Origin of the sequence: Rhabdothermincola salaria, assembly GCF_021246445.1 — a bacterium.
GTDB lineage: Bacteria > Actinomycetota > Acidimicrobiia > Acidimicrobiales > Acidimicrobilacustridaceae > Rhabdothermincola_A > Rhabdothermincola_A salaria.
Genome location: NZ_JAJQXW010000002.1, coordinates 1 through 20,147 on the forward strand (window position 1 = coordinate 1; position 20,147 = coordinate 20,147).

Sequence of the window (20,147 nt, forward strand, 5' to 3'; positions counted from 1 at the left end):
CGACCCGTCGAACAGCAACTTGGCCAGGGTGGGCCACACCGCCAGGCGTCGAGCACGCGCCGCGAGGGCTTTGGCGTCGCCGTCGGTGAGCGCCACATGAGCCTTCAACCAACCCACCGCCGAGCGGAACCCGTCGACGTCGTGACCACCGGTGGCGAAGAACCCGCACAGGGTCTCGAGCACGGTCACCTCGACCCGCTCGCGCAGGCTGAACAGGTCGACCACGTCGGCCGACACCGGGGCCACGGTCAACTCGCCGACCGCTTCCTCCAGTTCCCCCGGCGTGGTGGTGACCATGCAGTGAAGTCTACAGGACAGGTGTTCGATGTCCACCCCGAAACGGCGGGATTCGTATGTATATTTCTGTTCGAGTCGACACCGGGCGATGCGGGGGCGCCGGCTCACGTCTGCCCTGCCTGGAACCGGTCGCACCGAGGAGACCACCTGCCGCACTGACGGCCGAGGACGTCCTGTCCCGGACCACCGCCTCTCCCACAGACCTCTCCCCGGCACCGGGAACGCCGGCCCGACCACAGCGGCCGCACCGCGTGGCGTCGAGCGCCCGGATGCGTGGCGGGGGGTGGCGACGAGGCCGACGGACCACGTTCACCGAGTCGGAGCAGGGGTCGCGGAGATCCACCGGGTAGAGCACGCACGGGTCGAGCACGACCGAGAACGGCGCTGCGGATCACCGAGTGTGCTCGGGTGTCGCAGCCAGCTCGTACCTGTCAGCCTCGTCTGCGATCACGACCAGGCGATCGAGCGATGCCCGTCGTTCGGTCGAGGCGCGAGCCCGATGGGCCTCGTCGCTGGTCTCAGCCAGCAGGGCCGCCGGACCCGGAGGCCGTGACCGCGGCTCGGATGCGGGCCTCGACGGCGGGGGCGATGACGGAATCGGGGTCGCGGAGGCGACCGAGCTCGCCGTTCACCCCGACGAGTGCGGCGTAGAGGGGCGGGCAGGTCGGGCAGACGGCGAGGTGGGTGGCGACCAGCGTGGCGGTATCCGCGTCGAGGTCGCCGTCGAGGTAGTCGCTCACGTGCTGTCGGGCGTCCCAGCACGGCATGGGTACTCCTTCGAGGGCCAGGCGACGCTGGTGACCGGCGGCGAGCGCGCTGACGAGCGCCATCCGGCCTCGCCGCAGTCGCTGCTTGGCGGCCGGCAGCGAGACGCCGGTGATCTCCGCGATGTCGATGACGCGGAGTCCTTCCACGTCGTGCAGCAGAACAGCCGAGCGGTAGATGAACGGGACCCGAGCCAAGGCATCGAGGAGCTCGGCTCGGGTCGCCGCCCGTTCGACGACGGCGGCCGCGTCGACGGTGTAGGAGTCGTCGCGCCAGTCCTGTTCCACGACCTCGACGAGGACCTCTCGGTCCGCCCGGCGGGCCCGATCGATGATCAGGTTGTGGGCGATGCGGATCAACCAGTGGGCCAACGGGGCGTCGCTTCGATACTGACCGCCGCGCTCGAGCGCCCGCACGACGGTGTCCTGGGCCACGTCCGCGGCGAGGTCGGGGTCTCGCGTGACACCCAAGGCATAGCGGTAGATCGTGTCGAGATGCTCGGTCAGGTCGTCGGCGTCGAGCCCCATCGGACCATTCAACGCCGCGTCAGCCCGTTCCGTGCCTGCGCGACGGCCTGGTCCCGGACCCCGCGGAGCTCATCGCGGCCGGCATTCAGCGGGCGTCGGCGCGGCGATCGCCCTTGTTGGTGCGGATGCCGAACACCGAGTACAGCGGGCACCAGCCGATCAGCCCGGTGAGCAACGGCACGAGGGCCACGACACCCACCACGATGCCGACCGTGCCGTCGAGCACGCCGAACCCGACGACGAGAAGCACCACACCGACCACGATCCGGGCCACACGGTCCCAACCAGCTTCGTTCACCATGACGTTCACTCCTCCACGAGGGGGCTGTCTCTCAGACCCTCACCGAGAAGACGAACGAAGGTGCCGCAGGGATACCGGATTCCTGAGATCCGAACCGGGGAACCGTCTGACGGGCCGGCCCGTGGCTCACTGCACCGGCCGGGGGCGGGCGGCGTTGATCTCGGGATCGTCCTCGCACCACTGCACCAGCAACGGCGAGTTGGTCCACTTGACCGGCGTCCGGTACCAGCCGCCGGCGCGGAGGGTGCCGCCGTCGGCGGCGATCGTCTCGCCCACCACCCACGAGCACAGGTCGCTGGCGAGGAACAGCACCACGTTGGCCACGTCGGCTCCCTCGCCGTAGCGGCCGGCCGGGACCCAGACCGGGACGTGCGGGTCGTACTCCTCGCCGAGGTCGTAGAAGCCGACCTGATGGGCCCTGGTCTTGTCGACGGCGATGGCGTTCACCCGCACCCCGGCACCGGCCACCTCGACGGCCAGGCTCTTGGTGAAGCCGTCGACGGCGGCCTTGAACGCCGTGTAGGGCGCAGCGTGGGGCATGGCCCGCAGCCCCTCGACGGACGAGAAGTTCACGATGCGACCCCACCCCCGTTCCTTCATCTCGGCGATGACGGCCCGACTGGCCCGCATGACCGGCAGCAGGTTGACCCGGTAGAGGGCGTCCCAGCCCGCTTCGTCGGACTCCTCGAACGGGCCCGACAGCCGCAGGTGCTCGCCCACGGCGTTGACGAGCACCTCGATGGGACCGAGCTCGGCTCGCACCCGCTCGACCGCGTCCTCCACTGCGCCGGCCTCGGTGAGGTCGGCCACGATGCCGAGACCGCGGCCGCCCTGGCGCTCGATCCCCTCCACGGCCTCGTCGACCCGCTCGGCCACCACGTCCACCACGGCGACGTCCGCTCCGTGGGCGGCCAACACCTGGGCGCTGGCCGCCCCGATGGCGCCGCCGCCGCCGGTCACCAGTGCCACCCGCCCCTGCAGGAGCGGGCCCACGCCCGCTCCCGCGCTCGTCGTCTCGGTCACGTCCTCGTCCCCCTCTCGCCGCGCCGGCGGGCGGCTGACGACGACCGTACCGATCCCGCCGAGGTCGAGGTGCCGGAGCCGCCCGACGGCCCGCCGGTCGACGGCCCCGGCCGCCGTGGCGGGCGTGGACCGAGTAGACGCCCCCCGAGACGGTCGGTGAGAATCAACGGGTGACCTACGAGACCGTGCTCTACAGCAAGGACGACACCGGCATCGCCCGCGTGACGCTCAACCGCCCCGAGGTGCGCAACGCCATCAGCGAGACGATGCAGCGTGAGCTCCGCGACATCTGGGACGACGTCCGCCAGGACAACGATGTGCGCTGCGTCATCCTCTCCGGCGCAGGCCACTCGTTCTGCACCGGCATCGACCGGGGCGAGGCCATCTCCGAGGACAACACCGACGCCATGGCGCGCGGCGACTTCCCCGGCTATCCCACCCCGTGGGTGTTCGACGACCCGGGCCGCGACATCGGCCCCAAGTCCCGCGACTGCTGGAAGCCGGTCATCGCCGCCGTCAGCGGCATGGCCTGCGGCGGCGCCTTCTACCTCCTCGGTGAGGTGGAGTTCATCATCGCCTCCGACGACGCCACCTTCTTCGACCCCCACGTCACCTACGGCATGACCGCGTCCTTCGAGCCCATCCAGATGCTGGCCAAGATGCCGTTCCAGGAGATCATGCGGCTCTCGCTGCTCGGGGCCGACGAGCGCATGTCGGCCGAGCGGGCCCGAGAGATCGGCCTCGTCACCGAGGTGGCGCCCCGCGACGAGCTGATGGAGCGCGCCGAGTGGGCGGCCGGCGTCATCGCCGGGGCGCCCGCCCTGGCCATCCAGGGCACCATGCGGGCGCTGTGGGCCGGGCTCGAGCTGTCGCGCCAACAGGCCATCGAGATCGCCCACTACTTCACCCGCATCGGTGGCGACGCCGACGCGCTGAAGGAGGGACAGGCCCGCTTCGCGTCGGGCAAGCGCCCGGAGTGGCGCCTGCGCTGACGCGGGCCCGCGGGTCGGCGCCCTACGACGCCGCGTGCGGCGGTGGGGGCGACAGCACCCCCGTCTGGCGCAGGTGCTCGATGACGAGATCGGCGGCTTCCTCCGGGGAGATCGTCCCGCTGGCGTCGAGGTGGACCTCGGGGCTCTCGGGTGCCTCGTAGGGCGAGTCGATGCCGGTGAAGTTGCTCAGCTCACCCCGGCGGGCCTTGGCGTAGAGACCCTTGCGGTCGCGCGACTCGGCAGCCTCGAGCCCGGAGTCGACGAACACCTCGACGAACTCGCCCTCGTCGAGCAGGTCGCGGGCCATCTGGCGTTCGGCCCGGAACGGCGAGATGAACGACGCCAGCACGATGAGGCCGGCGTCGACCATGAGGTGGGCGACCTCGGCCACCCGGCGGATGTTCTCGACCCGATCGGCGTCGGTGAAGCCGAGATCGCGGTTGAGGCCGTGGCGCACGTTGTCGCCGTCGAGCAGGTAGGTGTGCCGGCCCAGCTCGTGGAGCTTCTGTTCGACGATGTCGGCGATGGTCGACTTGCCGGCGCCGGACAGGCCGGTGAACCACACCAGCGCCGGGCGCTGGCCGTTGAGCGCGGCCCGGGCCGTCTTGTCGACCTCGACCGCCTGCCAGTGCACGTTGTCGGCCCGTCGCAGGGCGAAGTGGAGCAGGCCGGCGGCCACCGTGGCGTTGGTGAACCGGTCGATGAGGATGAAGCCGCCCATGTCCCGGTTCTCGGCGTAGGCGTCGAACGGGATGGGCTGGTCGAGGCTGAGGTTGCACACCCCGATCTCGTTGAGCTCGAGGGTCTTGGTGGCGGTGTGCTCGAGGGTGTTGACGTTGACCTTGTACTTGGGTTGGGCGACCGTCGCGGTGACGGTGCGGGCCCCCAGCTTGAGCAGGTAGGGACGCCCGGGGAGCATGGCGTCCTCGTTCATCCACACCAGGTGGCACTCGAACTGGTCAGCCACCCCGGGCGGGCTGGTGGCCGCGGCGATGACGTCGCCCCGGGAGATGTCGATCTCGTCGGCGAGGCACAGGGTGACCGACTGGCCGGCGACGGCTTCGTCGAGGTCGCCGTCGGCCGTGACGATGCGGCTGACGGTGGACTCGCGACCTGACGGGACGATGCGCACGGGGTCGCCGGGGCGCACGGTCCCCCCGACGATCTCGCCCGAGAAGCCCCGGAAGTCGAGGTTCGGACGGTTCACCCATTGCACCGGCAGGCGCAGCGGGAGCTGCTCGACCTCGCGGTCGATCTCGATCGCCTCGAGGTGCCCGATGAGGGTGGGGCCCTCGTACCACGGGGTGTTCGACGAGGGCTCGGTGATGTTGTCGCCGCGCAGCGCGGAGATCGGCACGCACACGATGTCGTGGAGGCCGACCTCGGCGGCGAACGCCCGGTAGTCGGCGTCGATGGTGTCGAACACCTCCTGGGAGTAGTCGACGAGATCGAGCTTGTTGATGGCCACCACCACGTGACGGATGCCGAGCAACGACACCAGGAAGGAATGGCGCCGGGTCTGGGTGAGCACGCCCTTGCGGGCGTCGATCAGGATGACCGCCAGATCGGCGGTGGAGGCGCCGGTGACCATGTTGCGGGTGTACTGCTCGTGGCCGGGCGTGTCGGCCACGATGAACTTGCGCAGCTCGGTGGAGAAGAACCGGTACGCGACGTCGATGGTGATGCCCTGCTCGCGCTCGGCCGCCAGACCGTCGACGAGCAGGGCGAAGTCGAGCTCGCCCCCCTGGGTGCCGACCTTCTTGGAGTCGGACTCCAGAGCCGTGAGGTGGTCCTCGAAGACCAGGTGCGAGTCGTACAACAGGCGCCCGATGAGCGTGGACTTGCCGTCGTCGACGCTGCCACACGTGATGAAGCGCAACATCGACTTGTGCTCGTGGACCCGCAGGTACTCGTCGATGTCCTCGGCCAGCATCTCGTTCGAAATGTGAGCCATCAGAAGTAGCCCTCCTGCTTCTTCTTCTCCATCGACGCCGACGAGTCGTGGTCGATGACCCGCCCCTGGCGCTCGGAGCTCGTCGTCAACAACATCTCCTGGATGATCTCGGTCAGGGTGGCCGCCTCGGACTCGATGGCGCCGGTGAGCGGGTAGCACCCGAGCGTGCGGAACCGCACCGAGCGATGGGTGATCTCGGCCGGGTCGACGGGCATGCGGTCGTCGTCGACCATGATCAGCGTGCCGCTCCGCTCGACGACCGGCCGCGGCGCCGAGAAGTACAGCGGCACGATGGGGATCTGCTCGAGGTGGATGTACTGCCACACGTCGAGCTCGGTCCAGTTCGACAACGGGAAGACCCGGACGCTCTCGCCGGGCTGCTTGCGGGCGTTGTAGAGGCGCCAGAGCTCGGGGCGCTGCGCCTTGGGATCCCAGCGGTGCTGCGCCGAGCGGATCGAGAAGACGCGCTCCTTGGCCCTCGACTTCTCCTCGTCGCGCCGCGCCCCGCCGAAGGCGAGGTCGAAGCCGTGCCGTTCGAGTGCCTGCTTGAGGCCCTCGGTCTTCCACATGTCGGTGTGGGTGGCCGACCCGTGGTCGAACGGGTTGATGCCCTTCTCCACGCACTCGGGGTTCTGGTGGACCAGGAGCTCCATGCCGGCCTCCGCGGCGGCACGATCACGGAACTCGTACATCTCCGAGAACTTCCAGGTCGTGTCGATGTGCATCAGCGGAAAGGGCGGCGCCGACGGGAAGAACGCCTTGCGGGCCAGGTGCAACATGACCGAGCTGTCCTTGCCGACCGAGTAGAGCATCACCGGCCGTTCGCTCTCGGAGACGGCCTCGCGGAGGATCTGGATGCTCTCGGCCTCCAGACGCTGGAGGTGGGTGAGGTGGGCCACGACGATTTTCCCCATTCTGAGGTGACCTTGCTGAGAAAGGCACGATAGCGGAACGAGCGACGGTGTTCTCGGCCGACGGCGCGTCGACGGGCCGGGACCCGCGGGTGGCCCCTGCCGGTGGTGTCAGACTGGCCCCATGCGGATCCCCGCGAAGGTCGACTACGCGATCCGTGCCCTCGCCGAGCTCGCCATCGCGGGCGAAGGTCCAGTGAAGGCCGAGCAGCTCGCCGACGCCCAGGACATCCCGATCAACTTCCTGCGCGACATCATGCGCGAGCTGCGGAGGGTGCGGATCGTGCGCAGCCACCGAGGCCCCGAGGGCGGCTTCGTCCTGGGTCGCCCGGCTGCGGAGATCTCGTTGGCTGACATCTTCCGCGCCGTGGACGGCCCTCTGGCCGAGGTGCGCGACCAGAGCCTGAGCGCCATGTCCTACCAGGGCCCGGCCACCGAGCTGCCCGTGGTGTGGATGGCGGTGCGGGCCAGCCTGCGCCGCGTGCTCGAGACCACCACCGTCGCCGACTTGGCCAACGGCTCCCTGCCGACGACGGTCGCCGACCTGGCCGAGGAGTACCGCTCCACCACCGAGGCCCGTTGGGCGGGTGGCGAGCAGTTCGCCGACTGACGACTCGTCGCCAACAGGCGTTCGGGCGATGTTCAACAAGGCTTCGCGTGATGTTTCGGCCACGTTACGATTCGTGTCGATCCTGCGCCGCCCTACGGGGTGCTGGTAGTCAGTAGCCACCGCTGCTGGGTCTCGTCGCCCTGCGCGTCACTGTCTGTGCTGCGGCAACGTTGCCGTATGGGTGGGGCCGTAGGGGAGGACACCTGGCCGGTGTCACGACTCCCGACGGAAGGAACCCGGCTATGCCCGCATCACGATCCCGACGTACAGGATCACGCTTCTGGCCTCTCGTCGCCCTCTTCGCGGTGATGGCCCTCCTGTTGGCCGCGTGCGGCAGCGACGACGGCGACGACGAGGCCGGCGGTGGTGGCGGAGGCAGCGACGACTGCACCGCGTCCGACGAGGTCATGGGCGAAGAGGGCGGGCTGCTGGCCGGCCTCCAGGACGCCGGCTCGGTCGAGGTCGGCATCGCCAACGAGGTGCCCTACGGCTACGAGGACGAGTCCGGCAACGTCACCGGTGAGGCGCCCGAGGTGGCCCGTGCCGTGCTGTGCGAGCTGGGCATCGGGTCCATCAGCGCCGAGGTCGTCGACTTCGGCAACCTCATCCCCGGCCTGCAGGCGGGCCAGTTCGACATGATCGCCGCCGGCATGTTCATCAACGCCGAACGCGCCGAGCAGATCCTGTTCTCCGATCCGGACTACTGCGTGTCGGAGTCCCTGCTGGTACCCGAGGGCAACCCCGACAACCTGAGCGACTACCAGTCGATCATCGACTCGGGGGTCACCGTGGCCGTGCTCCAGGGCGCGGTCGAGGAGGGCTACCTCGAGACTGCGGGCGTGCCCGACAGCCAGATCGAGCTCTTCGGTGACGTCAACCAGCAGTACGACGCCCTGGCCGCCGATCGCGTGGACGCGGTCACCGGTACCTACCTCACCGTGCAGACCCAGGCCGACGCCATGGACGGCTTCGAGGCCGTCGATGGCTTCTTCCCGCTCGACGAGAACGGTGAGGAGATCCTCGGCTGCGGCGGCTTCGGCTTCGCCGACGAAGAGTTCCGTGATGCGTTCAACCTGAAGCTCGACGAGCTCCAGGAGGACGGCACCGTCATGGAGATCGTCACCGGCTTCGGCTTCGCCGAGGCCGACGTCGAGGCCGCGGCCGACCTGACCGTGTCGGACCTCACCAGCTGAACCCACTGACGCAGGGTGGCCTGGCCCACGGGCCTCGCCCCCCTCTCGTCCCCGGCCGGTCCGCCGGCCGGGGACGAGCGCCGTCGGCTCCTCATCATGGACGTCGCCCTTCCCAGCTTCTACTACGAGCGCCTCTTCGAGGGCATGCTCGTCACCCTGCAGGTCCTGCTCTACGCCTTCCTCATCGGCGTGGCCCTCTCGATCATCCTCGGTGTCGCCCGCCTGTCCTCGAGCAAGACGGCCCGCACCCTGTCGCTGATCTGGATCGAGTTCACCCGCGGCATCTCGTCGATCGTGCTGCTGTTCTGGATGGCCTACGCCCTCCCGATCCTGTTGGGAATCCGCCAGCCCAGCCTGCTGCTCATGGGCTCGATCGCGCTCGGCCTCAACATGGGCGGGTACGGCGGTGAGATCGTCCGCGGCGCCATCCAGTCCGTGCCGAAGGGGCAGACGGAGGCGAGCATCGCCCTCAACCTCTCGGAGTTCCAGCGCCTCCGCTACGTGGTCCTGCCCCAGTCGCTGCGGGTCATCCTCCCGCCCATGGGCAACCTCACCATCGAGATCCTCAAGGGCACCGCTCTGGTGTCGCTCATCAGCCTGTCGGACCTGGCCTTCGAGGGCACCAAGCTGCGCACGAGCGGCCGCCTCAACCCCGACGCCCCGTCGGCCGCCATGTTGTTCCTCAACATCCTGCTCATCTACTTCGTCCTGTCCCAGATCATCAGCGGCCTGTACCGCCTGGCCGAGTGGCGTGTGAACCGGCGCTTCGAGGGAGCGCGTACGGAGGTCGAGCTGCCGGACGCCACCACGACGACCGCGGGGGCGGGCTGATGACCTCCACCACCGACCCCGAGCTCACCCCCTCGTCCGGGCACGACGACGACGTGGCCGGCGGGGAGGCGCCCGCCCACCACGACCTGACCCCACCGAAGGTCCGCCCCTGGTGGCTGCACCCCAAGGCGCTCATCGGCGCCGGGATCGCCATCGTGGTGCTCGCCGTGCTGTGGCGCTTCGGCGGCGGGGACGTCCGCTTCAGCACCGACTCCCGGCCCGCGCCGGGCAGCACCTTCGACTGGAGCTACTTCTGGGCCCTGGTCCCCGACATGCTCCGAGGTCTGGCGGTCACGGTCCAGGCCACGCTGGCCGGGTTCGCGCTCGCCGCCGTGCTCGGCCTGGTGCTGGCCATCGCCCGCCGCTCCACGATCAAGGTCATCAGTTGGCCGGTGGCCGGGTTCATCGAGTTCGTGCGCAGCACGCCACTGCTCATCCAGCTGTTCTTCCTCTACTACGTGCTGCCCGGGTGGGGCTTCACGATGGAGGCCCTGGTCACCTTGATCCTGGGGCTCGGCATCCACTACGCCACCTACGCGTCGGAGGCGTACCGCGCCGGCATCGACAGCGTGCCCAAGGGGCAGTGGGAGGCCACCACCGCCCTCAACCTCGGCCCGATCACCACCTGGTCGTCGGTGATCATCCCCCAGGCCATCCCCAACGTCCTGCCTGCGCTCGGCAACAACCTGATCGCCGCCTTCAAGGACGCCCCCCTCGGCGCGTCCATCCAGGTGACCGGCATCCTGGCCTTCGCCACCGCCGCGGCCGGGCGCAGCTTCGACGCCGGAGTCGAGCCCTACACGCTCATCGGCATCGGCTTCTTGATGGTCAGCATCCCCTCGGCCTTCGCCGTTCGACGACTGGAGAAGCGACTCGCGTATGAACGAACCAACTGACCCCATCGACGGCGGGGGGCCGACCACGGGCGCCGTGCCGACCTCCGGTTCCGACGTGCCTGCGGTCCGCATGTGCAACGTCCACAAGGCCTTCGGGGACAACGTCGTGCTCAGTGATCTCGACCTCGACGTGGGATCCGGCGAGCGCGTCGTCATCATCGGCCCGAGCGGCTCGGGCAAGACGACCATCCTGCGGGTGATCATGACCCTCGAGCGCCCCGACTCGGGCACCATCGAGGTCAACGGACGGCACCTCTACCACGAGGTGAAGCACGGCAAGCTCAAGCCCGCCGGCGAGAAGCACATCCGGGAGGTGCGCTCCGACGTCGGGATGGTCTTCCAGCACTTCGACCTGTTCCCCCACATGACGGCGCTCGAGAACATCACCCTGGCCCCCATCAAGGTCAAGGGCATGTCCAAGCACGACGCGCGGACCATGGCCATGGAGCTGCTCGAGAAGGTCGGCCTGTCCGCCCACGCCAACCACACCCCCGGCCAGCTGTCAGGCGGTCAGAAGCAGCGGGTGGCCATCGCCCGGGCCCTGGCCACCGAACCGGCGGTCATGCTCTTCGACGAGGTCACCTCGGCCCTCGACCCCGAGTTGGTCGGCGAGGTGCTCACCGTGCTGCGCGACATCGCCGAGGACGGCAAGACCACCATGATGCTCGTCACCCACGAGATGGGCTTCGCCAGCGAGGTGGCCGATCGGGTGCTCATGTTCGACGCCGGCCAGGTGATCGAGTCGGGCACCCCCAGCGAGGTGCTGCGCGACCCGCAGAACGAGCGGACCAAGGCCTTCCTGGGCGCCGTGTTCGAGCACTGACCACGAAAGGCCGCCCGCTGGCGACGGAGCGGACCGGCGCCGTGATGCCGCGCGAGCGCTCAGTAGGCCGTGAGGGTGCGGCCGAGGCGGTCGAGCGTGGACAGCGCCCGGGGGTTGCGGGCCACTCGCCGATAGAGGCGCTCGGCGAGGTCGTCGGCCTCACGAGCCTCGGCGGCGGCCTCGAGATCGGCGCCGAACTGGGCCACGATCCGACGCTCGGCCTCCAGCACCTCGGCGGTGGGCTCGGGGTTCGGGAGGTCGAGCGGCAGCTCGTCGAGCTCGTCCGCGTCGAACCAGATGAACTGGTTGGCCACGTCGACGTCGAGGTGGACCTCACCGGTGTCGACCCCGTCGCCGGGCTCGCCCTCGAGGGCCTCGTCGTCGTCGTAGGGCAGCACGAAGTGGGCCATCGGCCGCCCGTCGAACGGGCTCGGCCGGGTGCCCGGTCCGGCCGCCCGGGCCAGCTCCCACAGGCGGGCGATCTCGTCCTCCTGGAGGCGCTCGTAGGACTCCGACAGGGTCATGGCCAGCCCATGGCCGGCAGGGCACGACCACCGGTCGAGCGCGCCGTGGCTGCCGAGCCGGAGCTCCAGGCCGCAGTCGGGGCACCGGGGCATGGTCACGGGCACCGACGGCCGGCGTGAGGGCGGGGTGGACGTCACGCCCGAACGCTACCCCAGCAGGTGCGCTGACGACCGGCTCCCCGGCGGCCTGCCGGGATCAGAGCGGGACCAGCTCGAAGCCGACGGCGGCGGCCACGCCGAGGAGGGGACCGGACTCCTCGGCCATGCCCCGCAGGAAGGGTTCGGGGTCCTTGCCCACGGTGCCCTCCGGGAGGGCGTCGAGGTAGGACTGGTGGGCGCGCAGCGACGCCACTCCAGCATCGATGGTGTCGGTGACGTCGACCGCGTGGGTCACCTCGGGCGATCCGGCGAACACGGCGAAGCGCGTCCCGCTCCACGGGTCGCCCCCCGCCCCGGGGAACAACCACCGGTTGCCCGCGTCGCGGGCGGCGTCGATCAGGGCCGTGCCCACCACCCGGTGGTCGACGTGGTTGAACCCCGCCGGCCACCGGTCGCGGAAGTTGATGCCGATCAGCACGTCGGGTCGGTGCCGGCGGATGCTCGCGGCCAGATCCCGCCGGAGCTCGATGGAGGGCTCCACCAACCCGTCGGGATGGGTGAGGAACTCCACCTCCTGGACCCCGACGACCTCGGCCGAACGACGCTCGTCCTCCTGGCGCAGTCGGGCGCACTCGTCGGGCGCCAGCGAGTCGATGCCGGCTTCGCCGGACGTGACCAGGCAGTACACGACGGTCTTGCCCTGACCGGTCCAACGGGCGATCGCGCTCGCCGCGCCGTACTCGAGGTCGTCGGGGTGGGCCACCACCGCCAACGCCCGCTGCCAGTCCTCCGGTACCTGTTCGACGACCATGCCCAACCCTAGTGATCCGGCCCAGGGACGGGCGGACGGACGGGATGTGTCAGCCGAAGCGGTCGGCGAGGTGCTCGACCTGGCCGTCGTGGTGATCGAGCAGCACGTCGTTGTAGTGGCGCCCGCCGCGGTGGTGGCCGCCCTCGGGCGGGACGAAGGCCAGCAGGGCGCTGACCCGGTGGGGCCCCTGGGAAGAGGTCGGGGGCAGCGACGCATGCATGAGGTCGGAGTAGTGCAGCGAGACGTCGCCCGCGGCGACGGTGACGGGGACCCCGGTGGGGGCGGCGTGGTGGCGTCCGTCGACGAACGGGAACGTCCCCCGGTGCGAACCGGGCAGCACCCGCAGCTCCCCCGCCTCCGGGGTGCCCTCGGTGAGGCAGATGGTGACGATCACCGTGGGGCAGTTCAGGGCGTGCCCGCCGAGGCCGCAGTCGCGATGCCAGGGAAGGTCGGCCAGGCCCTCCACCACGTCGGGCCGCTTCCACAGCACGGTGCCGCTGTCGAGGGCGTCGGGATCGCGGCCTACGAGCGGCTCGGGCACCACCGAACGGAGGGCAGCGATGCGGGGATCGTCGGAGAGGCCCCGGAACCGCTCGAAGCGGTTGGCGTCGAGGACCCGGCACAGCACCTCGCGTCCCGAGCTGTCGCGACCCCACCACGACGCGCCGTCGCCCGGGGTCGCCTCGGCCTGCATGACCTCTGCGTCGGCCAGCATCGCCTCGACCTCCTCGGCGGCGAACACCCCGCGCACCACCAGGTAGCCGGCCGTGGTGAGGAAGTGGCGCAGCGTGTCGGGCCGACGCTCGCAGTCGTCGAGGGTGAACGACCGGGTGGGGTCGAGTGGGGACCCGTCGGTGTCGCGGAGGTCGACGCGGTCGGGGTCGAACGGGGGCAGGCCGTGGAACATGGCTCGCAGGCCCGGCTCCCACCGCACGAAGCGCAGCGGCTTGCCCCGGGTGGCGGTGGCCCGACCGCTGTAGAAGAGCCCGGGGGCGGTGTCGAGGTCGGAGATCAGACCCAACCACGAGTCGAGGTCCATCTCGATCACCGTGTCGGCATCGTCGCCGGGCCGCACCGTGACGGTGCCGTCCTCGGGCACGAAGGTGTAGGCGCCGGCCGGGGTGGAGATGGCCAGCGAGCCGAGGGCCACGACGTCGGGGAGGGCCAGCGGCCCGTTGCCGGCGGCGAGTCGGGCCGGCAGCTCGACGGTGTGGAAGTACTGGAACGACCCGGCGTCGGCGGTCAAGGGCGTGGCGGTCGCAGCCATCGGTCCAGCCTAGGGCGCCGCCGCTCACATGTGACGGGCGTCTCACCTGACCCCGGGGCGACCCGCGGCCGGGGCCCACCCCCACCCCGGGGATCCGCTCCGGTCGTGGCCGATCCCGGCGAGACTGGGCCCATGACCCACCGGGGACCGCTGGAACGAGTGCTGGGCGCCATCGTGCAACCCGTCGTCGGCGCGGTCGACGTCGACGACGTGGTGAGCCAGGTCGACATCGACCAACTCGTCGCGGAGGTCGACGTGGACGCCGTCATCCGGCGTGTCGACGTCGACGACGTGGTCAAGCGCGTCGACGTCGACGACGTGATCCGGCGCGTCGACGTGAACTCGGTGATGGACAGGGTGGACGTCGACGGGGTGGTGCAACGCGTCGACGTGAACGGTCTCGTCGATCGCGTCGACGCCAACGCGCTCGTGGCCCGCGTCGACCCCAACGCCCTCGTCGCGCGCCTCGACGTCGACGAGCTGATGGCCCGGGTTGACGTCGAGGCCCTCATGGCCCGCGTCGACCTCGACGACCTCCTCGCCCGGGTCGACCTCGACCAGCTGCTCGCTCGCGTCGACCTCGACGCCGTGCTGGCCCGCGTCGACGTCGAGACGCTCGTCCGTCGGGCCAACATCGACGCCATCGTGCGCAACGCCAGCCGCGGCGTGTTCGCCACCACCATCGACCTCGTCCGCCGGCAGCTCGTGGGGCTGGACTTCCTCGCGACCAGGCTCGTCGCCCGGGTCTTCCGGCGGGCGCCCGACCAGACGACCCTCGTCAGCGGCACGGTCACCGGACGGGTCGGGGGACCGATCAGCCGCCTGGTCGCCTTCGTGATCGACACCGCGCTGCTCAGCCTCGCCTACGGCCTCTTCGCCGCCTTCTTCGTGTTCGTCGCCCAGGCCATCACGGGACGATCCGTGGAGGCGCCCGACCTCGGGGCGGCCGTCGTGGGCAGCTACACGTTCCTCGGCTTCCTCTACTACTGGATCGGTCTCAGCATCACGGGCAAGTCGGTCGGCAAGGGCCTGGTGGGCCTTCGGGTGGTGGCCAACGACCGGTCCCCCATCACCCCCGGGCGCGCCGCGGTGCGCATGATCGTCTACCCCTTCAGCTTCATCCTGGGGCTCGGCCTCATCCCGATCGTCACCGGTCGTCGCCATCGGGCGCTCCACGACGTGGCCGGTCGCGACGTCGTGCTCTACGACTGGGGTGACCGACCCGCCGAGATGCCCGCGCCGCTCACCGCCTTCCTGCGCCGTCAGGCCGGCATCGACCTCGACGAGCCCGCCCCGGCCGGGGTGTCGCCGCCGTCGGACCCTCCGTCGACCCCTTCGGCCGCCTGATCGCCGCCCTCCAGGCGAGCGCCCGCCGGCCCGCCGGCGTCCCTGCCAGCATGGGGCCATGAGCGATCCCGAGGTCTTCCACCTGCCGGACGTGCCCGTGCACCTGGGCCTCGGGGCCCGCGCCGTGCCCCAGGAGCGCTTCGACGGGTCCCTCGCCTGGTACGACCGCTACGTCGAGCGCACCGACGCCGACGGCAGCGAGGGCCGCCTCGTGTCCATGGCCACGTTCGACGCGCCCTGGGTGGTGTGGGAGGTGCACCCCAGCGGCGACGAGCTGGTGGTGTGCCTGACGGGCACCATCACCTTGCACCAGGAGCACCCGGACGGGACCGAGTCCATGGCGGTGCTGCACCCCGGCGACGCCGTGGTCAACGCGCCGGGCGTGTGGCACACCGCCGACGTCGACGAGCGGGCCATCGCCCTGTTCGTGACCGCCGGGGTCGGGACCGAGCACCGCCCGCGGTGACCGCCGCGGGCGCGGGTGGGGCCCCGGTGGCGGTCAGGGCTCCAACACGACCTTGATGGCGCCGGCGGCCCGATCGGCCGCCACCGCGAACGCCTCGGCCGCGGCGTCGAGCGGGAAGCGGTGGGTGATCACCGCATCGGCCAGGTCGGGGCGGGCCCCCAGGATCGTGGCGGCCACGTCGATGTCGCGGGAGGGCCCCACCCGGCCGTACATGGTGGACGGGACCAGGGAGACCTCCTTCATGGTGACGGCCAGGCCGGGCATGGTGACGTCGCCGTCCCAGTAGCTCCCGAGCAGGACGACGGTGCCACCGGGTCGGGTGGCGTCGACGGCCCGGGCGAGCGCCGAGACGGAGCCGGCGGCTTCGACCACCACGTCGTAGTGGCCCTCGACCTCCCCGGCCCCCAGACGGGCGGCCGCCTCACGTTGACGGTCGTGGCGGGCCTCGAGGTCGACGGTGGCCCCGGCGGCCTGGGCCGCCACCAGGGCCATCTGCCCGATGGTGCCGCCCCCGACGACGGCGACGCGGTCGCCCCCGCCGACGCCGCCGCGGCGCACACCGTGCACGGCGACCGCCAAGGGTTCGACCAGGCTGGCGTCGGCCAGGGCGACGCCGCCGGGCAGGCGGGCCACGGCCGACTCCGGCACGAGCACCTGGTCGGCCATGCCGCCGTCGAGACCCACGCCCAGGACGATGGCCGGGCCGAGCACGCAGCGGGCGTGGTCGCCGCCCACGCAGGCCGGGCACACGCCGCACGGGGCCAGGGGCTCGACGGCCACGGGGGTGCCGTCGGGGAGCGTGCCCGCCACCTCGTGGCCGAAGGTGAGGGGGAGCCCGAGGCCCAACAGGTGGAGGTCGGACCCGCAGATGCCGGCCGAGGCCACCGTCACCCGGACGCCCTCGCCGACGGGCGGATCGACGTCGACCACGACCGGGTGGCCCTCGTGGCAGCGCACCGCCCGCATCAGGACCGCACCCCCGTCACAACCAGCCCGCCTTGCGAAACCGGGAGTACATGAACCCGCACACGACCACCATGAACCCGACCACCAGGAAGTAGCCGTACTGGTAGTCGAGCTCGGGGAGGTTCTCGAAGTTCATGCCGTAGATGCCGGCGATCATGGTCGGCACCGCGGCGATGGCCACCCAGGCCGAGATCTTGCGCATGTCCCGGTTCTGTTGCACCGAGATCTGGGCCAGGGAGGCATCGAGCGCGCTGGTCAGCAGGTCCGACAGCGTGCGGGCCCGGTTGACGCTGCGGTCGAGGAGGTCGGCTGCCTCCTCGAGCTCGGCGATCACGTCGGGCGACCAGAACACCCGCCGCCGGCGGACCAACCGGTCGAGCGGTTCGTCGAGGGCGTCGGTGGCGACCGACATCTCCCGCACCTGGCGCTTCAGCTGGTACACCCGCTTCACGGGCCGTCGGGGCGACTCGTCGAACACCTCCTTCTCCACGTCGAGAGCGGCTCGCTCGAAGGCATCGAGCACGGGGCGGTAGTCCTCCACCACCTGGCTCACGATGGCGGCCAGCACCGCCGGCGGCCCCAGGGCCAGCTGCTCGGGGTCGGCCTCGAGCTCGCGACGGGTGCCCGAGAGCGGGCTGGCCTGGCCGTGGCGCACCGACAGCACGAACGAGGTGCCGATGATCACGGACAATTCGCCGAGCTTGACCTCACCGAGCGCCGTGTTCATGTGGGCGGTGCGCAGCACCAGCGTGGACTGGTCGCCGTCGACCGCGAAGACGGGTCGTTCGTGAGGGGCGAGCACCTCCTCGACCTCGAGGTCCTGGACCCCGAACAGCTGGAAGCCCTCGGCCAGCTCTTCCTCCGACGGCATGCGCAGGCCCAGCCAGACGAAGGTGTCGGGCCGTCCCATCCAGTCGCCGATCTCGGCGAGGTGCAGCCGGCCGGTCACGCGCTTGCCGTGCTCGTACGCGGCGCAGTCGACGATCACCGCGGCATCGTACGCCGCACCCCTCCGTTCAGGCATGCAATCCGGCGACTGAGGGCGCTACTAGCGTGACGGCCCGTGACGAAGCACCGCCGAGACCGCCGCTCATCGCCCGCCCCCACCAAGACCGCTCCACCACTGGGGTTCCTCGGACGCGGTGGGCGTTTCGTCTCCCGCCACCACCGCTGGTTCGCCATCGTCTGGGTGCTGCTGATCGTGCTGGCCGGCTACCTCAACGGCCTCTACGGCAAGAGCCTGTCGGACAGCTTCCGCATCAACGGCACGGACTCCCAGGCCGCCTACGACTTGATGGCCGACCGCTTCCAGGGCCAGGAGGGGGCGACGGCCACCGTCGTCTACCAGGTCCCCGACGGCCAGTCGCTCACCGACGCCGCCAACGCCAAGGTCGTCGCCGACGTCACCGACGCCCTCTCCAAGGCCGACGGGGTGGCGTCGGTCCCGAACCCGATCTCCTCCGACCCCAAAGAGGCCCTGGCCCAGTACGCCGCCAACCTCGACGCCGACCAAGCAGCCGCGGTCAACGCGCTCGCTCCCGACCTCCCTCCGTCGCTGTCCAGCGACGGACGCACGGCCTACGCCACGGTCACGTTCACCGACACGTTGGTGGACCTCATGGAGGCCCAACCGATCAACCCCGACGAAGAAGCCACCGCCTACGACAACCCGTACAACACATTGCAGAAGGCGGTCGACAGCGTCGACACCGGCCCCGTGACCGTCGCCATCGGAGGCCCGGTCGCCGACAGCTGGAACGCCCCCGTGTCGTGGTGGGCCAACCACGCCGACGAGGTGGGCCTCGCCCTCGGCGCCATCCTCTTGCTGGTCGCCTTCGGCTCGCTGTTCGGCATGGCCATCCCCATCGCCACCGCCCTGTTCGGCGCCGTGGTCGCCAGCGGGTTCGTCTACCTGCTGGCCAGCATCATCAGCGTCTCGTCAGCCGCCCCTCCCGTCACCTTGATGATCAGCATCGGCGTCGGGCTCGACTACTCGCTGCTCATCGTCACCCGCTACCGGTCGTTCCTCGCCGAGGGCTACGAGCCCCACGATGCCGTGGGGATGGCCATGGCCTCCGCCGGCAAGGCGGCCGTGTTCGCCGGTCTCACCGTCTGCATCGCCCTGCTGGGGCTCCTGCTCGTGCCCATCCCACTGGTGCAGACCCTCGGGGTGGCCGCCGCCATCGGCGTCGCCGTGATGATCCTGGCCGCCACCACGTTGCTGCCCACCCTGCTGGGCTTCGCCGGCAACAAGATCGACCGGGTCCGGCTCCCCTTCAACAAGGAGGACCCCGACGCCGATCCCGAGAAGAGCTTCTGGGGCCGCTTCGCCCACACCATGTCGAACCGTCCCTGGTTCTCGCTCCTCGGCGGGCTGGCCGTGCTGGTCGTGCTGGCCTTCCCCTTCCTCAGCATCGACTTCGGGATGCCCGACGACAGCTCCCAGCCGTCGGACCTCTCCCAACGCACCGCCTTCGTCGAGATCGACTCGGCGTTCGGTCCGGGCACCAACGGTCCGCTGGTGGTGGCCGTCGCCCTGCCCACCGACGACCCGGGCAACTTCGAGTCGGCCCTCACCACGCTCGACCCCGTGAGCAAAGCCGTCGCCGCGCTCCAGCCCCCCAACACCGTCGAGGGCATCCAGTACTCGGTGGGCCCCATCCCCAACGACGTCAACGCCACCACCGCGGTGATCTACAGCCTCACCCCCACCACGGGACCCGACGACCAGGCCACCACCGAGCTCGTCGAACGCCTCCGGTCCGACCTGGCCACGGCCACGTCGGGCACGCAGCTCGAGGCGCACGTCGGCGGCAACACCGCCACCCTCATCGACCTCACGAAGCTGGTGGTGCAGTACCTGCCCTACGTCATCGCGGCAGTGGTGCTGGGTTCGTTCATCTTGTTGACCCTGGTCTTCCGGTCCATCCTCGTGCCGCTCAAGGCCGCCTTCATGAACCTCATCTCGATCAGCGCGGCCTACGGCGTGGTCGTGGCGGTCTTCCAGTGGGGCTGGGCCCGCCAGGTGGTGGGCCTCTCCGAGACGATCCCGATCGTGTCGTTCGTGCCGCTCGTGATGTTCGTGATCCTCTTCGGGCTCTCCATGGACTACGAGGTCTTCTTGATGTCGCGCATCCGCGAGGAGTGGGACCGCACCCATGAACCGCGCACGTCGGTCGTGCTCGGGGTGGCCAACACGGCGCGCGTCATCACCACTGCGGCGCTGATCATGATCGCCGTGTTCGCCTCGTTCATCACCAACGCCAACCCCACGGTGAAGCTCATCGGCTTCGGCATGGCGGTCGCCGTGCTCATCGACTCGACCATCGTGCGCATGGTGTTGGTGCCGGCGATCATGGAGCTGCTCGGCAAGCGGGCCTGGTGGTTCCCGACGTGGCTCGAGTGGCTTCCCAAACTCGACGTGGAGGGCCCGTCGTCTCCGGCTCCGGCCGCCACCCCGGCCACCCCTGCGGCGGGGCCGACTCCCCCATCAGCCACCGGCGCCGACGCCGAGCGCTGAGCCCGCGTCCTCGACGACGCCCGG

General features: G+C 70.5%; 20 protein-coding genes. 9 read left to right on the forward strand and 11 right to left on the reverse strand.

What is annotated here, in order from left to right:
* The 4 genes from LUW87_RS09300 to LUW87_RS09315 all read right to left on the reverse strand — a co-directional run.
* On the reverse strand, positions 1-297 hold a 297-nt coding region (locus LUW87_RS09300), incomplete at its 3' end, for a hypothetical protein (RefSeq protein ID WP_232670898.1).
* A 518-nt stretch (positions 298-815) separates the two neighbouring features.
* Positions 816-1,589: a sigma-70 family RNA polymerase sigma factor gene (locus LUW87_RS09305; RefSeq protein ID WP_232670899.1), complete on the reverse strand. Its 774-nt coding sequence runs from the start codon at positions 1,587-1,589 to the stop codon at positions 816-818.
* 85 nt (positions 1,590-1,674) lie between these two features.
* On the reverse strand, positions 1,675-1,890 hold the full coding sequence (locus tag LUW87_RS09310; RefSeq protein ID WP_232670900.1) for a YgaP family membrane protein: 216 nt from the start codon (positions 1,888-1,890) through the stop codon (positions 1,675-1,677).
* Positions 1,891-2,016: 126 nt separating this feature from the next.
* A complete protein-coding gene (locus tag LUW87_RS09315; RefSeq protein WP_232670901.1) occupies positions 2,017-2,913 on the reverse strand; it encodes an SDR family NAD(P)-dependent oxidoreductase in 897 nt (298 codons plus the stop codon).
* A gap of 170 nt (positions 2,914-3,083) precedes the next feature.
* Here LUW87_RS09315 and LUW87_RS09320 point away from each other — a divergent pair, with 170 nt between their 5' ends.
* Complete coding sequence (locus tag LUW87_RS09320) at positions 3,084-3,905, forward strand: enoyl-CoA hydratase/isomerase family protein (RefSeq protein WP_232670902.1); 822 nt, start codon at positions 3,084-3,086, stop codon at positions 3,903-3,905.
* A 22-nt stretch (positions 3,906-3,927) separates the two neighbouring features.
* On the opposite strand, the gene cysN is transcribed toward LUW87_RS09320, so the two are convergent.
* Positions 3,928-5,859: a sulfate adenylyltransferase subunit CysN gene (gene cysN, locus LUW87_RS09325; protein WP_283251043.1), complete on the reverse strand. Its 1,932-nt coding sequence runs from the start codon at positions 5,857-5,859 to the stop codon at positions 3,928-3,930.
* Positions 5,859-6,773 carry a sulfate adenylyltransferase subunit CysD gene (gene cysD / locus LUW87_RS09330; protein WP_232670903.1) on the reverse strand — a complete coding sequence of 305 codons (915 nt, stop codon included), beginning with the start codon at positions 6,771-6,773 and terminating at the stop codon, positions 5,859-5,861. Before cysD ends, cysN begins: the two co-directional genes overlap by 1 nt.
* Positions 6,774-6,894: 121 nt before the next feature.
* Between cysD and LUW87_RS09335 the strand changes: the two genes are divergently transcribed.
* The 5 genes from LUW87_RS09335 (at position 6,895) to ehuA (ending at position 11,123) form a co-directional block, all read left to right on the forward strand.
* Positions 6,895-7,380: an RrF2 family transcriptional regulator gene (locus LUW87_RS09335; protein WP_232670904.1), complete on the forward strand. Its 486-nt coding sequence runs from the start codon at positions 6,895-6,897 to the stop codon at positions 7,378-7,380.
* Between the two features lie 308 nt (positions 7,381-7,688).
* A complete protein-coding gene (gene ehuB / locus LUW87_RS09340; protein ID WP_232670905.1) occupies positions 7,689-8,573 on the forward strand; it encodes an ectoine/hydroxyectoine ABC transporter substrate-binding protein EhuB in 885 nt (294 codons plus the stop codon).
* A 96-nt stretch (positions 8,574-8,669) separates the two neighbouring features.
* Positions 8,670-9,404, forward strand: a complete 735-nt coding sequence (locus LUW87_RS09345) for an amino acid ABC transporter permease (RefSeq protein WP_232670906.1) — start codon at positions 8,670-8,672, stop codon at positions 9,402-9,404.
* Positions 9,404-10,300: an ectoine/hydroxyectoine ABC transporter permease subunit EhuD gene (ehuD, locus tag LUW87_RS09350; protein WP_232670907.1), complete on the forward strand. Its 897-nt coding sequence runs from the start codon at positions 9,404-9,406 to the stop codon at positions 10,298-10,300. The genes LUW87_RS09345 and ehuD overlap by 1 nt, the downstream gene beginning before the upstream one ends.
* The gene (gene ehuA, locus LUW87_RS09355; RefSeq protein ID WP_283251044.1) at positions 10,284-11,123 is read left to right on the forward strand and encodes an ectoine/hydroxyectoine ABC transporter ATP-binding protein EhuA; all 840 of its coding nucleotides are present in this window, start codon (positions 10,284-10,286) and stop codon (positions 11,121-11,123) included. The genes ehuD and ehuA overlap by 17 nt, the downstream gene beginning before the upstream one ends.
* Before the next feature lie 59 nt (positions 11,124-11,182).
* On the opposite strand, the gene LUW87_RS09360 is transcribed toward ehuA, so the two are convergent.
* Genes LUW87_RS09360 through LUW87_RS09370 form a run of 3 tightly spaced genes read right to left on the reverse strand, consistent with a single transcriptional unit; the run spans position 11,183 to position 13,824 of the window.
* Positions 11,183-11,785: a hypothetical protein gene (locus LUW87_RS09360; RefSeq protein WP_232670908.1), complete on the reverse strand. Its 603-nt coding sequence runs from the start codon at positions 11,783-11,785 to the stop codon at positions 11,183-11,185.
* A 58-nt stretch (positions 11,786-11,843) separates the two neighbouring features.
* On the reverse strand, positions 11,844-12,557 hold the full coding sequence (locus LUW87_RS09365) for a PIG-L deacetylase family protein (RefSeq protein WP_232670909.1): 714 nt from the start codon (positions 12,555-12,557) through the stop codon (positions 11,844-11,846).
* A gap of 49 nt (positions 12,558-12,606) precedes the next feature.
* Positions 12,607-13,824, reverse strand: a complete 1,218-nt coding sequence (locus LUW87_RS09370) for a phytanoyl-CoA dioxygenase family protein (RefSeq protein ID WP_232670910.1) — start codon at positions 13,822-13,824, stop codon at positions 12,607-12,609.
* Between the two features lie 132 nt (positions 13,825-13,956).
* Between LUW87_RS09370 and LUW87_RS09375 the strand changes: the two genes are divergently transcribed.
* Positions 13,957-15,171 carry an RDD family protein gene (locus LUW87_RS09375; RefSeq protein ID WP_232670911.1) on the forward strand — a complete coding sequence of 405 codons (1,215 nt, stop codon included), beginning with the start codon at positions 13,957-13,959 and terminating at the stop codon, positions 15,169-15,171.
* A gap of 58 nt (positions 15,172-15,229) precedes the next feature.
* Complete coding sequence (locus tag LUW87_RS09380) at positions 15,230-15,637, forward strand: cupin domain-containing protein (RefSeq protein ID WP_232670912.1); 408 nt, start codon at positions 15,230-15,232, stop codon at positions 15,635-15,637.
* Between the two features lie 33 nt (positions 15,638-15,670).
* On the opposite strand, the gene LUW87_RS09385 is transcribed toward LUW87_RS09380, so the two are convergent.
* Positions 15,671-16,603 (reverse strand): alcohol dehydrogenase catalytic domain-containing protein, encoded by a 933-nt coding sequence (locus tag LUW87_RS09385; RefSeq protein ID WP_232670913.1) that lies wholly within the window; start codon positions 16,601-16,603, stop codon positions 15,671-15,673.
* A 16-nt stretch (positions 16,604-16,619) separates the two neighbouring features.
* Complete coding sequence (locus LUW87_RS09390) at positions 16,620-17,591, reverse strand: magnesium and cobalt transport protein CorA (protein WP_232670914.1); 972 nt, start codon at positions 17,589-17,591, stop codon at positions 16,620-16,622.
* A gap of 75 nt (positions 17,592-17,666) precedes the next feature.
* On the opposite strand from LUW87_RS09390, the gene LUW87_RS09395 reads away from it, so the two are divergent.
* On the forward strand, positions 17,667-20,123 hold the full coding sequence (locus LUW87_RS09395; RefSeq protein ID WP_232670915.1) for an MMPL family transporter: 2,457 nt from the start codon (positions 17,667-17,669) through the stop codon (positions 20,121-20,123).
* Positions 20,124-20,147: the final 24 nt, after the last annotated feature.